At 70.0% G+C, this 13,733-nt stretch carries 14 protein-coding genes; 5 read left to right on the top strand and 9 right to left on the bottom strand.

Annotated elements, in window-relative coordinates; all coding sequences use genetic code 11:
• The first annotated feature begins 101 nt into the window (after positions 1–101).
• On the top strand, positions 102–1,376 hold the full coding sequence (locus ACYVLP_RS08190) for an NAD(P)/FAD-dependent oxidoreductase (RefSeq protein WP_460626849.1): 1,275 nt from the start codon (positions 102–104) through the stop codon (positions 1,374–1,376).
• Here ACYVLP_RS08190 and ACYVLP_RS08185 read toward each other — a convergent pair.
• Genes ACYVLP_RS08185 through ACYVLP_RS08175 form a run of 3 tightly spaced genes read right to left on the bottom strand, consistent with a single transcriptional unit; the run spans position 1,366 to position 4,249 of the window.
• Entirely contained in the window at positions 1,366–2,421 is a 1,056-nt protein-coding gene (locus ACYVLP_RS08185; RefSeq protein WP_460626848.1) for an amidohydrolase family protein, read from the bottom strand. The genes ACYVLP_RS08190 and ACYVLP_RS08185 overlap by 11 nt on opposite strands.
• Positions 2,418–3,149, bottom strand: a complete 732-nt coding sequence (locus tag ACYVLP_RS08180; protein WP_460626847.1) for a 4-carboxy-4-hydroxy-2-oxoadipate aldolase/oxaloacetate decarboxylase — start codon at positions 3,147–3,149, stop codon at positions 2,418–2,420. Before ACYVLP_RS08180 ends, ACYVLP_RS08185 begins: the two co-directional genes overlap by 4 nt.
• Complete coding sequence (locus ACYVLP_RS08175; RefSeq protein WP_460626846.1) at positions 3,125–4,249, bottom strand: zinc-dependent alcohol dehydrogenase; 1,125 nt, start codon at positions 4,247–4,249, stop codon at positions 3,125–3,127. Before ACYVLP_RS08175 ends, ACYVLP_RS08180 begins: the two co-directional genes overlap by 25 nt.
• A gap of 92 nt (positions 4,250–4,341) precedes the next feature.
• On the opposite strand from ACYVLP_RS08175, the gene ACYVLP_RS08170 reads away from it, so the two are divergent.
• Positions 4,342–5,280, top strand: coding sequence for an ABC transporter substrate-binding protein (locus ACYVLP_RS08170; protein ID WP_460626845.1), 939 nt, complete (start codon positions 4,342–4,344; stop codon positions 5,278–5,280).
• A gap of 66 nt (positions 5,281–5,346) precedes the next feature.
• On the opposite strand, the gene ACYVLP_RS08165 is transcribed toward ACYVLP_RS08170, so the two are convergent.
• From ACYVLP_RS08165 to ACYVLP_RS08145, 5 genes are all read right to left on the bottom strand, one after another.
• The gene (locus ACYVLP_RS08165; RefSeq protein WP_460626844.1) at positions 5,347–6,195 is read right to left on the bottom strand and encodes an alpha/beta fold hydrolase; all 849 of its coding nucleotides are present in this window, start codon (positions 6,193–6,195) and stop codon (positions 5,347–5,349) included.
• The gene (locus ACYVLP_RS08160) at positions 6,176–7,057 is read right to left on the bottom strand and encodes a 3-methyl-2-oxobutanoate hydroxymethyltransferase (protein WP_460626843.1); all 882 of its coding nucleotides are present in this window, start codon (positions 7,055–7,057) and stop codon (positions 6,176–6,178) included. Before ACYVLP_RS08160 ends, ACYVLP_RS08165 begins: the two co-directional genes overlap by 20 nt.
• Positions 7,054–7,551, bottom strand: a complete 498-nt coding sequence (locus ACYVLP_RS08155) for a hypothetical protein (protein WP_460626842.1) — start codon at positions 7,549–7,551, stop codon at positions 7,054–7,056. Before ACYVLP_RS08155 ends, ACYVLP_RS08160 begins: the two co-directional genes overlap by 4 nt.
• A 17-nt stretch (positions 7,552–7,568) precedes the next feature.
• Positions 7,569–8,855, bottom strand: coding sequence for an aromatic ring-hydroxylating dioxygenase subunit alpha (locus ACYVLP_RS08150; protein ID WP_460626841.1), 1,287 nt, complete (start codon positions 8,853–8,855; stop codon positions 7,569–7,571).
• Positions 8,856–8,918: 63 nt separating this feature from the next.
• Positions 8,919–9,242, bottom strand: a complete 324-nt coding sequence (locus tag ACYVLP_RS08145) for a 2Fe-2S iron-sulfur cluster-binding protein (RefSeq protein WP_460626840.1) — start codon at positions 9,240–9,242, stop codon at positions 8,919–8,921.
• 257 nt (positions 9,243–9,499) lie between these two features.
• Between ACYVLP_RS08145 and ACYVLP_RS08140 the strand changes: the two genes are divergently transcribed.
• From ACYVLP_RS08140 to ACYVLP_RS08130, 3 genes are all read left to right on the top strand, one after another.
• Positions 9,500–9,706, top strand: a complete 207-nt coding sequence (locus ACYVLP_RS08140; protein ID WP_452269906.1) for a dodecin family protein — start codon at positions 9,500–9,502, stop codon at positions 9,704–9,706.
• A gap of 45 nt (positions 9,707–9,751) precedes the next feature.
• Entirely contained in the window at positions 9,752–11,605 is a 1,854-nt protein-coding gene (locus tag ACYVLP_RS08135; protein ID WP_460626839.1) for a pyruvate kinase, read from the top strand.
• A 120-nt stretch (positions 11,606–11,725) separates the two neighbouring features.
• Positions 11,726–11,980, top strand: a complete 255-nt coding sequence (locus tag ACYVLP_RS08130; protein ID WP_452269904.1) for a Smr/MutS family protein — start codon at positions 11,726–11,728, stop codon at positions 11,978–11,980.
• A gap of 21 nt (positions 11,981–12,001) precedes the next feature.
• Here ACYVLP_RS08130 and ACYVLP_RS08125 read toward each other — a convergent pair whose 3' ends face one another.
• Entirely contained in the window at positions 12,002–13,513 is a 1,512-nt protein-coding gene (locus ACYVLP_RS08125; protein WP_460626838.1) for a hypothetical protein, read from the bottom strand.
• Positions 13,514–13,733 lie beyond the last annotated feature (220 nt).

Below are 13,733 nucleotides of genomic sequence, written 5' to 3'. Positions count from 1 at the left end.
CATTAGCGGCAATGTACTAGGTCGCCTCGACCCCGTCCACCCCTTGCCCACTCGACGCCGAGGCCATATGGTCCTACCAATATACCTTTTGGAGGGTGATGATGGAATCGAGACGCCACTGTGGCATCCCACACGCCACCGAGCACTCCATCCTCGTCATCGGCGGCGGTCAGGCGGGCCTTCAGGTGGCGAGCAGCCTTCGCGAGCTGGGGCACCAGGGCACCATCACGCTGGTCGGCGACGAGGCAGCACCGCCCTACCAGCGACCTCCGCTGTCCAAGTCCTACCTGCTGGGCGAGCAGCCGGAGGAGCGGCTGATGCTTCGCGGACCGAGCTTCTACGCGGATCGCGACATCGAGCTCGTGGGCGGAGACCGGGTGGAGTCCATCGAGCTCACCGACGTGCGGGCATCGCACGGCGTGGCTACGACTCGTCAGGGGCGGCGCCTGGCTTTCGGCTCCCTGGCGCTCACCACCGGAGGGACTCCTCGCATGCTGCGCGTGCCGGGTCACCACTTGCCGGGCGTCCACCACCTTCGCAACCTCGACGATGCACGCGCCCTGCGCGACGCCCTGCGCAGCGCGCGGCGCGTTGTGGTGGTGGGCGGCGGCTTCATCGGCCTCGAGGTGGCCGCGGCGGCTTCGAAGAACGGCCTCGACGTCACGGTGGTGGAGGCGGCCGACCGGGTCCTCGCGCGAGCGGTGGCACCGGCCGTGTCCAGCTTCTTCGAGGCCGCCCATCGCCGGCGCGGCACCCGCGTCGAGGTGGGTGTCGGAGTGGAAGGCATGGTCGGCGAGGATCGGGTCCGGGGGGTCCAGCTGGACGACGGGCGCCTGCTCCGGGCCGACGTGGTCGTCGTCGGGATCGGGATGACCGCCGATACCAGGCTCGCCGAGCAGCTCGGTCTGGAGTGTGACGGGGGCATCGTCGTGGATGCCTATGGGAGCACGAGCGTGCCGAGCATCGTCGCCGCCGGCGACTGCACGGTGGAGCGTGGACCGGGCGGGCACCTGACGCGGCTGGAGTCCGTGCCGAACGCCGTGGCTCAGGCTCAGCAGGCGGCAGCCACCTTGCTCGACGCCCCGCCGAGGCCCGGCTCCGTGCCATGGTTCTGGTCGGACCAGGCCGACCTCAAGCTGCAGATCGCGGGCCTGAGCGCCGGCCACGACGAGACGGTCCTGCGCGGTGAGCCGGACAGCGAGCGGTTCTCGATGCTGTACTACCGCGACGGTCGCCTCGTGGCCGCCGACTGCGTGAACAGCCCCCGGGACTTCATGGCCGCCCGACGGCTCCTCGAGAGTGGCGCCGCCGTGCCGCCGCACGCGGCAGCCGATCCGCACACCCCGCTGAGCTCACACCTTCGGCTCACGGCGTGACGTGCTGCGCCGCCTGGTGGATGGACGGGGCGTCCTCGTGCGCCGCTAGCCAGGCCGCCAGGCGGGGATAGACCCGCAGCGCGTTGCCGCTGAGGACCGCCTCGAGGTCAGCCGCCGGAAGTCCGGCCTGCCGGACATAGACAAGTGTGTCGTCCCACTCGATCCCCGTCTTCGGGTCCGCACCGCGCACGGCGCCCAGCATCTCCGATGCGAAGAGGACGTTCGAGGCCGGAACTACGTTGAGCAGCAGGTCGACTCCCGGCTGGTGGTAGACGCACGTGTCGAACCACACGTTGCCGAACAGGTATGCCGGGTCGGGCAGCCCCGCTCGCTCCGCCAGTCCGCGATAGCGTCCCCAGTGGTACGGGACGGCGCCGCCGCCGTGCGGGATGACGAGCCGGAGCCGGGGGAAGCGCCGGAAGAGCTCTCCGTCGGTCAGCTGCATGTATGCCGTCGTGTCCGCGTTGAGGTAGTGCGCCCCGAGCGTGTGGAAGTTCGGGTTGCAGGCCGAGGACACGTGAAGCATCGCGGGGACGTCGAGCTCTTCGAGGGCCTCGTAGATCGGGAACCACGACTCGTCCGTCAGCGGTCTGCCGCCCCACGTCCCTGACGGGTCGGGGTTCAGGTTGCAGCCCACGAAGCCAAGCTCCTCCACGACGCGGCGGAGCTCGTCGACGCAGTCACCGATGTTTCCGTCGGGGGTCTGCGGCAGCTGGGCGACGGGTGCCAGGCGCATCGGGTACAAGCTCGCCGCTCGGTGGACGAGGTCGTTGCAGGCCCTGGCCCAGGCAGACGCCACCCGGGCATCGCTCAGGTCGTGGCGCATCGCGGACGCCTTGGGGGAGAACAGCATCAGGTCCTCCCCGCGCTCGGCCAGGACGCGGAGCTGGTTCGGCTCGAGGCATTCACGCAGCTCGTCGTCGCTGATCGACGGCCGCGCCAGGACATCGTCGCGGGCGCCGGGCCGCCCGGCGAGGGCAGCGTCGCGAGAGGCCTCGTGTGCCGCCGGCGTGGTGGTGAAGTGCCCGTGAACGTCGATGATCACTGCTCGCCCGCCTCGGCGCGGTAGTCCTGGAACGTCACGTACCGCAGGCCGAGCTCGGAAAGCCGCCCGCGCATGGAGGCGGTGTCCAGGCTGAGCTCCCCCGCGGCATACCGGGCCCGGGCGGCAGCCTCCCTGCTCTCACGCTGCCGACACGCTTCGAGGACCGACGACGCGCGTGAATGCCGGACGACCACGACGCCGTCGTCGTCGGCCACGATGACGTCACCCGGGTTGACGAGCTGACCGGCGCACACGACGGGGACGTTGACCGACCCCAAGGTCTGTTTGACCGTGCCCTGCGCCGAGACGTGGCGGGACCAGACGGGGAATCCCATCCTGGTCAGCTCCGCCACATCACGGACACCGGCATCGATGACAAGACCACGCACCCCGCGGAAGGCGAGCGCGGTCGCGAGCAGCTCGCCGAAGTACCCGGCATCGGAGGCCGAGGTCGGGGCCACGACCAGGACGTCGCCCTCGTCGCACTGTTCGACGGCGACGTGGAGCATCCAGTTGTCGCCCGGGGCAACGCTCACGGTCACTGCAGTGCCACTGATGTGCGCGCCGGAGTAGATGGGCCGCAGTGCGGGGCTCGCCAGCCCGGTCCGGCCCTGTGCCTCGTGGATGGTTGCGACCCCGAAGCCGGCCAGCTCGTCGCGGACCCCCGGGTCGGGCCGCGGCGGGTCCGTGACGACGACCGCCATCAGGCCACCGCTGCGTCGAGCCACGGCATCAGCGACACGTGGATCACGTCGTCGCCGGCCTGCCCACCGAGAGCCCGGATCGCCTCGTCGACCTGGTCCAGCCGGTAGCGATGGGTGGCCAGGCGCTCGAGCGGAAAGCGACGCGAGGCCAGCTGCTCGAGCGCGAGCTCGCACGCTCGGTACGAGTGTCCGCGGGCGCTCTTGATGGTGATCGCCTTCTCGGTGATCCTCTTGACCGGGAAGTCGGGGAAGCTGGCCAGCTCACCCTGGATCAGCAGGACCCCCTCGCGTCGCTTCAGTGCGTCCACGCCGGCAAGGACCGGGCCGACGCCCGCCCTCGACGTGCAGTCCAGGACGATGTCGACCCCACGGGCGCCGGTCAGGTCGGCGACGGCTTCGAGCAGGTCCACTGCACCGATGTCCACGACATGGTCGGCGCCGAGGGCCAGAGCCAGGTCGAGCCGGGCCGCGTCGCGCGCGGTGCCGGAGACGATGATCTGCGAGGCTCCGGCCTGCTTGCACGCCACCACCTGCGAGAGGCCTTGTTGGCCGGGGCCCTGGATGAGCACCGAGCTCCCGTAGCCGACACCGGCAGCGAACAGCGCCCACTCGATCCCGTTGGACAGCGGCGTGACCAGGCCGGCCAGCTCTGCGGACACGCCGTCGGGGACCCGGTGTACGACCGCGTTCCAGGGCAGGTACATGTACTCGGCGAACCCGCCCCACAGGGTGCCGGGGTGCTCGGCGCTGGTGTACCCGTAGCGCCGCGCATCGCGGTTGGTCCGCCAGTCGGTGGCCTCGCAGTGCCGGAACTCGCCGGCTCGGCACCAGGAGCAGTGGTAGCAGCCGACGTAGTGCTCGACGAAGATGCGGTCCCCGATGCCGACCCCGTGCAGCCGCGCGAAGCCTGGCCCGGCGCGCTCGATGACACCGACGTTCTCGTGACCCATGATCACTGGACCCGCGATGGCCGGTGCGTCGTACATCTTGACGTCCGTGCCACAGATGCCCGCGACCTCGATGCGCACGAGCGCGTCGTCGGGACCGAGGTCCGGCATGGGCAGGTCACGCAGCTCGGTGACGCCCGGGGCCACTCTGACTGCGGCACGAACCAGCTCGACCATGCTTGGACCTCCCTTGGCAAAATGGTTAGGCCAATATACCGTCCAACCAAAGGTATGACCACGCAACCGAGCTCGCATTCTGGGAGACACCGATGCCGCCGACCCTTCGCACCCTGACCCGGCCGCAGGGCGCCAACCGCGCACTGCTGGACCGCACGATCGCGCCCAGCCGGTGCAGCCTCGACTTCGTCGACGAGCCGGTGCTGGTCCGCGGCTTCCGGGCCATGGTTCGCGAGCTGGCGTACGACGTCAGCGAGATGGCCCTGACGACCTACCTGACGGCGCGAGAGCACGGAGTGCCGTTCACGGCGCTCCCGGTGTTCCTCGTCCGGGGGTTCCATCACGGCGCGATCCTCGTGCGGCGGGACGGACCCATCGCGAGCCCGGCCGATCTCGCCGGCGGGCGAGTGGGTGTGAACCGCGGGTACACCGTCACGACCGGCGTGTGGGCCAGGGCGGTGCTGGCCACCGAGCACGGCATCGACCTCGACTCCGTCACCTGGGTGCGCTCAGGTGACGAGCATGTGCCGACCTTCGTCGCACCTCACAACGTCATCTCCGCCCCGAAGGACGTCGACCTCGTCGACCTGCTGGTCCGAGGCGAGCTCGATGCAGTGATCGGCGTCCAGGCCGACCGGCCCGACGTCAGGCCCGTGATCCGCGACCCCCACGCCGCGGCGGTCGCGGCCCTGCGTGAGCGCGGGCTGTACCCCATCAACCACCTCGTCGTCGTGCGTGACGACGTCCTCGCCCACGACCCGGAGCTCGCCGTCGACCTGGTCGACGCCTTCACCGCGGCCAAGAGGCAGTACATCGGCACCCTGCGCGACGGCGTCCGGACTAGCGCGATGGATCGCGAGCTCAGCGAGGTCATGGAGATCACGGGAGGCGACCCGCTCCCATACGGGCTGCGACCGAACCGCCAGGTCCTCGAGGACATGGTCCGCCAGGCCCACCTCCAGCACATCCTCAGCGAACCCACCGACCTCGACGGCCTCTTCGCCGAGGGCACCCTCGACGTCGAAGGCTGAGGTCGGCCCGGAGCCCTGCCGGCCTGTCAGTGCCTGACGGTGCCTGTCAGTGCCAGTCCGTGCCAGTCAGTGGCTGTCGAGGAACTGCAGGACCCGCTCAGCGACCGCGGCCTCGGTCTGGTCCGCCACGGTCACATCCCAGAAGTCCACGTCCGGCAGGCACTCGCGAAGGTAGTGGGCCGCGGACGGCGTGTGGGAGGTGTCCTGGCCGGGCACGACCAACGCAGGGACGTCGAGGCCGAGCAGGTCCTCAGGCTCGGGACCGGGTACCGTGTCACGGTCGAACAGCAGCCGCACGCTGGCGCTGGCGACGACGAGGTACCTCTCCTGGTCCCCAGCGGCATACGCGTCGGCGAAGTCGCTGTCCGAGCGCAAGGCGGCCGCCCACGGCCCGACGCGCGGGTCGTTGCTGAAGCCTGCGCTCGTCGAGCGGGCCAGCTCGACGACCGCCGGGAGGCCGTGCTCGGCGACGAACGCGATATGCCGCGCGAAGCGCTGATGCTGCGTCAGGCGGTACCGGATGCCGCCCGCCGGCGCGAACAGCACCATGCTGCGGACCCGCTCCGGCCGAGCGACGGCCAGCGCGGCGACCGTCGAGCACCCCACGCAGCCGCCCATCGCGTGGGCCGAGTCGACCTCCAGGTGGTCGAGCAGAGCTGCGGCCTGAGCGACGTAGCGGGGCCAGCTCAGCCGCTCGACCCGGCCGCCGGACTGCCCCGACTCACGCCGGTCGAACAGGATGAGCCGGTAGCGCTCGGAGAGGTGCTCGACGAGGTTGAGCCTGCGGTAGTTGCCCACCGTGCTCCAGGCGTCGAGGCTCGAGTCGAAGCCCCCGGGGCTCATCATGAGCAAGGCAGGGCCTTCGCCCCTGACCTCATAACGGGTCCGTATGCCGTCAAGCTCGGCGAACGCCATGCGTTCCCTCCGTGGTCGAAGCGGTGGGCGGATCCCCGACGGGAATGCCACCCCGGATCTGGCGGCCCTCGCGGACATCGCTGACCAGGTCGGACAGCGCGTCGTGAGCGATGCGCGCGACGTTCGCGTACGTGTCCGGCTCCTCGTCGACCCACCGCGCGGCATAGCCGACAGCGGCCGCCGCCATCCGGATGCGCCCATCGAGCCACGGCCCGCCGCCCATGCCCCCGAGCACGGGAATCGAGACCGCACCCACGACGGCAGGACCCACGACCGGGCCCGAGTTGGTGAAGTCGAGCAGCGCGGCACCCGCGGACTCGAGACGCCTGGCCTGCGCGACGATGTCCTCGAGCAGCCCGTCCGGGACTTGCGCGGTGGACTGGCTGGAGTAGTCGACGCCATGCCGGAGGGCCGTCTGGGGTGTGATGCCGAGCTGGCCGAAGACCGGCACGCCTGCCCGCGTCACGGCCTCGACGACCTCGGGGTAGTCGCTGGCACCGTCGAGCTTGACCAGGTCCACCCCGGCCTCCTTGACCAGGCGGACGGCCGTGTCCACGCCCGCCCCGGACTGCAGGGGCCCGTACGGGAAGTCACAGCTGACCAGGGCGCGAGAGACGCCTCGCCGCACGGCCTTGGCGACGACGAGCATCTCGTCGAGAGTGACCTCGAACGGGTTGCGGTGACCCCAGAGGTTGACACCCACCGAGTCGCCCACAGAGACGAGGTCTACGCCTGCACGATCTGCGATCCGCGCCATGGGATGGTCCCAGGCGACGACACAGACGCTCTTGGCTCCGTCGGCCTTCATCGTCTGCAGCCGCTGGATCGTCATCCTGTCGGCCGACCCGAAAGGTCCGTTCATGCTCTGATCGCGCTCAGGAGCTCGGGCAGGTCGTCGGCCGTGGCGGGGCAGAGCAGCATACGGGCGTGAGGCCGTATCGCTGCGAGCACGGCGCCGACCCCCGCGGTCTCGGTCACCACGAGCGCGGCGGTCATGATGCCGCGAACCGTGCAGGCGGCGCCGATGGTGGAGGCCGCGGCAGCCGAGGCCGGCTCGACGCGGTCGCTCGCGCACACCATGATCACTGAGTCGACGTCGGCCAGCTCCGGCGCCAACGGTGTGCGCTCCCCGTCGACGGTCTGCAGCTCGCCCGCGCCGTCGTCGTCACCCAACGAGTAGAAGCGCGTGTGATGCCAGGGCATCGCGGCCACCTGGCGGACGAGGGCTTCGGAAGGTGCATCGAGCGCGATGACGCGAGTCGCCCGCGACGGCGCCAGTGCATAGTCGATCCGGTAGCGCGCCTCGGCGGCCGTGGTCGCGCGGGAGCAGCTGCTCGCCAGTACGGGTCTGGTCATCGGCTCGTGGCCATGGCTCAGACCGTCGTCTGGGCGACGCCCGGCCTGGCGACGATCGCGTCCTGGACGCCGTCAAGGAACGCCTGGTCCTCGGGCAGGACGACCGCGACCGATCGGATTCTCTGGTGCTCCGGGTCGATTCCGGGAGGCACGGTGCCTTCGTCACGGAGCGCGAGCGCGGCCCTGCGCAGCTTCTGCCTGGCCTTGATGATGCCGGCATCTGTGGGCACCAGTCGCTCCTTGGTGCGGTCTACGACCGGCCCCATGCTCTCCTGGAGAGACGCGTCCTGCATGGCGATTCCCGTCACGCCTGAGTACGTCTCGCCACGACGCTGGGCCTCGCGGTCCATGAGGTAGTCGTTGTCCTTGTTGGCGGTCGGGCGATAGGTGCCCTCGGAGTTCTTGCTGTGCACCCCGAACCCGTCACGCATGGCCTGTCGCTCGGCGTCGGTCAGGGGCCGGACCGGGTGGTAGTCGAAGGTGTAGACCCAGCAGTTCTCGTCGTCGATCGGCACCCAGAAGTGTCCGTGCACCGGGTGGTCACCTCGGGGCGGCACCATGGTGAAGTTCGGGACGACCCACGGGGTGATCCGCCAGTAGTAATGGCCCTCCTCGGCGTTGCGCCGCGCCCCGATCAACAGGCCACCCTCGTTCTCGGCGACTTCGAAGGACGGCTTGAGGTCACCACGGTTGTAGGCGTTGCCGCGCGAGCCTCGGAAGAGCGGGTCCGTGTCGAGGCTGCCGGAGTGCAGGAACGTGACGTGGCTGGAGTCGATGCCACCCTCGAGGGCCTGGAGCCAGTTGCACTCCTGCCAGCGCTTCGAGGTGAACGTCTGCTCGGCGCTGACCCGGGCGAACTCCCACTCCGGCAGCGGTGGCTCGTGCTCGGCCGGCCCCATGTAGGTCCACAGGACGTCCCCGACCCTGACGAGCGGGTACGAACGCAGCTTGACGTTCTCGCAGAAGTTGCTGGTCTCCGGCTCTGACGGGATCTCGATGCACTGGCCGGTGACGTCGTACTTCCACCCGTGATAGGGGCATCGCAGGCCCGAGTCCTCGTTGCGGCCGAACCACAGGGAGGCGCCGCGATGTGCGCAGAACTCGTCCATGAGGCCATAACGGCCCTGGCTGTCGCGAAAGGCGATCAGGCGCTCGGACATGAGCTTCACCCGGACCGGCGGGCTGTCGTTCGCCGGAAGCTCTTCCGCCAGCAAGGCGGGCATCCAGTATCTCCGGAACAGCTCACCCATCGGCGTCCCCGGCCCGGTCTGGGTCAGCAGGTCGTTGATGTCCCTACGAAGCATGACGGCTCCCTTCCCTGTGTGGGATAATTATCAGACCATTGGACAGATGACAAGCGTTGGCGCTCACAGGTGCTCGGGCGGCACGTCGACGACCAGGCCATCGAGCTCGGCGGTGACAGTCACCTGGCACGCGAGCCGGCTGGACTCACGTCGCTCCTCGACACCGAGGTCAAGAAGGTCGTCCTCGAAGTCGCCGGGACGACCCACCAGCGTGTGGAAGTCCGGACGGACCCAGACGTGGCAGGTCGCGCAGGAGCTGTTGCCGCCGCACTCCCCGATGATGCCGGGCACGCCATGCCGCACTGCCGCGGACATCAGCGACTCCCCCACGTCGGCTTGGACGACCTGCTCCAAACCATCCACGGCGACGTACACGACCTTGGGCACGTGGCCTCCTCATCGTTGAGAACTAATGGGCTAACCAATATACCGATAGGCCCAAGTCGTCAACCATGGTCCGGGAGGTGGGCTGGTGAAGGCGCCGGAGCAGCACGACGGTGCCGTGGCCCCGAAAAGGACGCAGCGGCATACCTGGCTCGTCGAGCTTCGAGATCCTCGTCGACCGCGGACGACTCGCGAGGTTGCGGGTCCGCGGATCCAGGACGACCATGGCAGACGGGCATTCCCTTCGGCCGAGGAGGAACATGAGCGTCTATCGAGTGACCGAGCTCATCGGCACCAGCACCAGTTCGTGGGAGGACGCCGCCGCGGTGGCGGTCCGACAGGCCCAGCAGACGCTTCGCGACCTCAGGGTCGCCGAAGTCGTCGCGCAGGACCTGACCATCGAGTCCGATGGCTCCTTCGTCTACCGGACCAAGCTGCAGGTGTCCTTCAAGTACGACAGCGACTAGCTTCCCTCGTGACGGGCCGCGCGGGGCGCGGTCTATCGTGCAAGGGTGACCACGCCGGACGACGCCCTGTCGTCGACGCTCGATGCGGTCGTGCAGCTGCGCCTTGCCGTCGAGGGAGCCCGACTGGCCGGGCCCGCGGGCGGGTCGATCCACCCCAACCACCGCGCTGGGGCGGAGAACCTCGCGCGCTACCTCGAGGTGCGTCGGCGCGACATCCGCGAGCTCCAGGACGCCCTGTCGCGCCTCGGGCTCTCCTCGCTCGGCCGTCTCGAACCCGACGTCCTCGGCACCGTCCGCGCCGTCGAGGCGGCGCTCCGGGCGATGTCGCCACAACCCCAGGGGTATGCCGTCCCGCCGGGTTCGGACGAGGCGACCCGAGGTGCCGCGCTCGTCGGTCTCGACCGGCTCGAGCTGGCCAGGGCGAGCATCGACCTGCTGGGGCCGCCGACCCCCGGCCGGGCGACGCGCATCATGGTGACGCTGCCGAGCGAGGCAGCCGAGTCGCCCACCCTCATCGACGCGCTCGTCGACCGAGGCGCCGAGCTGCTCCGCATCAACTGCGCTCACGACGGCCCCCAGCAGTGGGCATCGATGGTCGGCAAGGTGCGGCACGCCGAGCGGCGGGTTCGCCGCCCGATCACGGTGGTCATGGACCTCGCCGGTCCGAAGCTGCGCACCGGCCCGATCGAGGCTGGGCCGCCGGTGCTCAAGGTCAGGCCGACCCGGGATCCCCTCGGGCGCGTCGTCGAGCCGGCACGTGTCTGGGTCACGACCACGGACGGACCTGCGTCTGATGGCGCCGCACGCCTGCCCGTCACGGACCCCGGCTGGCTGCAGATGCTGGCGGTGGGCGACCGGATCGGGCTCGTGGACGCGCGCGGACGCCGCCGGACGCTGGACATCGTCACGGTGCGTGGCGATGGAGCGATGGCCACCGCGGAGCGGACCTGCTATCTCGTCCCCGGGCTCGAGCTTCGGACCCGCGACGGCATGGCGACCTCCGTCGACGTCCTCCCCAGCCGCGAGCAGAAGCTCTTCGTGCGCCCCGACGACGTCATCGATCTCGTCCCCGATCTGACTCCGGCGCAAGCGGATTCGCGCCCGCTGCGCATCGGTTGCACCCTGCCACAGGTCTTCCAGGACGTGGCCCCGGGCGACCGCATCTGGTTCGACGACGGCAAGATCGGCGGGACTGTCGAAAGGGCCGACGCCGACGTCGTGTCCGTCCGCGTGACCGAGGCGGGCCCCACCGGCGCGCGCCTCGGCGCCGGGAAGGGCATCAACCTGCCGGACACGCAGCTCGACGTCCCCGCCCTGACCGGCGAGGACCGCGCCAACCTGGCGTTCGTCGCGGCGCACGCCGACATCGTCAGCCTCTCGTTCGTGCGCGAGCCCGGTGACGTCCGCATGCTGCAGCAGGAGCTGCACTCCCTCGGCGCCGACGGCCTCGGCATCATCCTCAAGATCGAGACGGTGTCCGGCTTCGCCAACCTCCCCTCGATCCTGGCCGAGGCCCTCGTGAGCAAGGACGTCGGCGTCATGATCGCCCGCGGTGACCTCGCCGTCGAGGCCGGCTACGAACGCCTGGCGGAGGTGCAGGAGGAGATCCTCTGGCTGTGCGAGGCGGCCCACGTTCCGGTGATCTGGGCGACCCAGGTGCTCGACACGTTGGCCCGCACCGGACGCCCCTCGCGGGCCGAGGTCACCGACGCTGCGATGTCTGGGCGAGCCGAGTGCGTGATGCTCAACAAGGGGCCGTACATCACGCACGCCGTCGAGCTGCTCGACGACATCCTGCAGCGGATGAGCGGCCACCACGACAAGAAGCGGACCCTGATGCGGCACCTGCGCTCCTGGGACGACGCCTTCATGACGTCGCAGGGCGGCCGGACCGACTGACCACGCCGACCGACCACGCCGACTGAGCACGGCGGCCGTACCTCCCTAGCCGACCGGCCGGCATACCCGCGTCCGGTGCGGACTGTGGCGGACAGTCGGGCAGGAGCAGATCATGGTCGGGTGAAGCTGAAGCTCGACCTGCACGACATCTACAACCGCGGCGACGAGATCGAGCGCGCACTCCACGCGGTCATCGACGAAGCGGTCGCCAAGAAGGCGCCGCTCGTCGAGATCATCCCGGGCAAGGGATCTGGCCAGCTGAAGAAGCGGGTGCTTCGCTTCCTCGACCGCAAGGACATCAAGCCGCTCTACCACCGCGTGGAGAAGGACTCCGACAACTTCGGCCGGGTCTTCGTGCACTTCCGATGGAAGTAGCCGGCGCCTCGGACCCAGCCGTCAGAGCCAGCTCGGTGGCGTCGGCACGACGACGCCGACGACATCGGGGTGCCGACCGATCTGTCCGAGCTGGACCACCGAGCCCGACCCGATCTGGGCGGCCTGCACGAGGCACTCGCGGCCGGTGCACCAGTGGGCCTGCACACCGCCCTGGTCCTGGCGCACCGCCATGAACATGGTGCTGGCCATGATCTTTCCGGAGCGGGTATGCCGTTGGGCCGGGTCCTGGTAGACGACCACGGTCGGCGGGATCGTCCCGGGGGCGTGCGCGGTGGCCGCTGCTGCGATCGCGGCGTACTGGCTGCGGACGACCTGGTGCTCGCCGATGTCGGCGCGCCACGTCAGGACCCCGCCGACCCCCAGCGCCGCGAGCGTCATCGCCGCGACGGCGTTGACCGGCTGGGCGCGTCGGATGCGGAGCCCGGCACGAAGTCGTGCCAGGGGACTGTGCATCAGACGCCGCCGCTGCCCGAGCACCAGAGCGACGGGCAGCACGGCGACCAGCCACGTCCACAGCTGTCCCCGCACGTCCGTGACGACGCCCGTCGTGAGCGTCTGCGCGACGTCGAGACCGCAGGCGACCGCGAACGCGACGAGGAGGCGCCACAGGCGGGGACGCACGTCCGCGTCGAGGCAACCAAGGACGATCCCGACGACGCCTGCGAGCGCGACCCACCATTGGGCGGCCCACAGGGACCCGGCCGCGGTGAGCCAGCGCTGGGCGTTGACCTCCAGGGAGTGAACCGAGTGCAGCGGGTTGGGCTGGCGCCAGGAGGCGAGCTGAAGCCCGAAGTGCCCGTTGACGATCCAGTTGAGCGTGTAGGCGACGCCGACGCCGACCGCGAAGGCAGCCACCCACGTCGCAACGACCGAGAGCACCGTGCGCCATGGGGCCTCGCGGAGCACCACGACGGCGAAGACGAGCAGGAGCACACCCACCGGCGGGTAGCTCAGCACGGCCGCGACCTCGCCGACCATGAGCCAGACTCCGAGGCGCAGACGGGAGCGCGCTGCCCAGGGCAGCAGCCAGAGGGCCGCAGCGGCGACGAGGACCGACGGTGTCAGCGCGCCGGGCCAGTAGAGCAGCTGCACCCACACGCACGAGGCGAACAACGCGATCCCGAGGAGGGCATCGATGGCAGGCGCGGGACGGATCCCGGAGTGGTGAAGCACCCGCCACATGCCGGCGACGAGTGCGGCATAGCCGACGGCATAGGTGAGGGACGCCGTCGTGGCGTTGCCGTGCTGGCCGACGAGGTCCCACCATGCCGGGTTGAGCCAGCGTCCCTCGCTCTGGTCGTAGTAGCCCGGTGACATCACCCCGGGCGTGTGCGCCGGGACCAGGAACGGCCAGTCGTCGTTGCGGATGAAGGGGGTGACCGCCTGGACGACGGCCTCCGTCAGAAGGAACGCGACGGCTATGACGGCCGGGACCAGCGCGCGGCGTTCCGGCGTCGGCGGTAGCAGGCGCGATCGCCTGGCGGTGGGTTGAGCGAGAGTCTGGGTCGTCATCGTGGTTGAGGCGCTCGTGGGAGGTCGGGATGCCACGGCGTCGTGACTTCTTCGACCCTAGATACCCAGACGTCTCCAGAACGCCGACCACGGCGAACCGGCAGACACCTCGCAGCCACCTCCCGGATGCCGACGGAAGTCCGGTAACAGTCTGCGGCGAGCCTTTCCGCCGGCTGGATGGACCCTGGGTGCAGGATCGAATCCTGAGACCCCGAGCGAG

It is taken from the genome of Intrasporangium mesophilum, from assembly GCF_054783095.1.
This window is presented reverse-complemented; position numbering and strand designations above follow the sequence as displayed.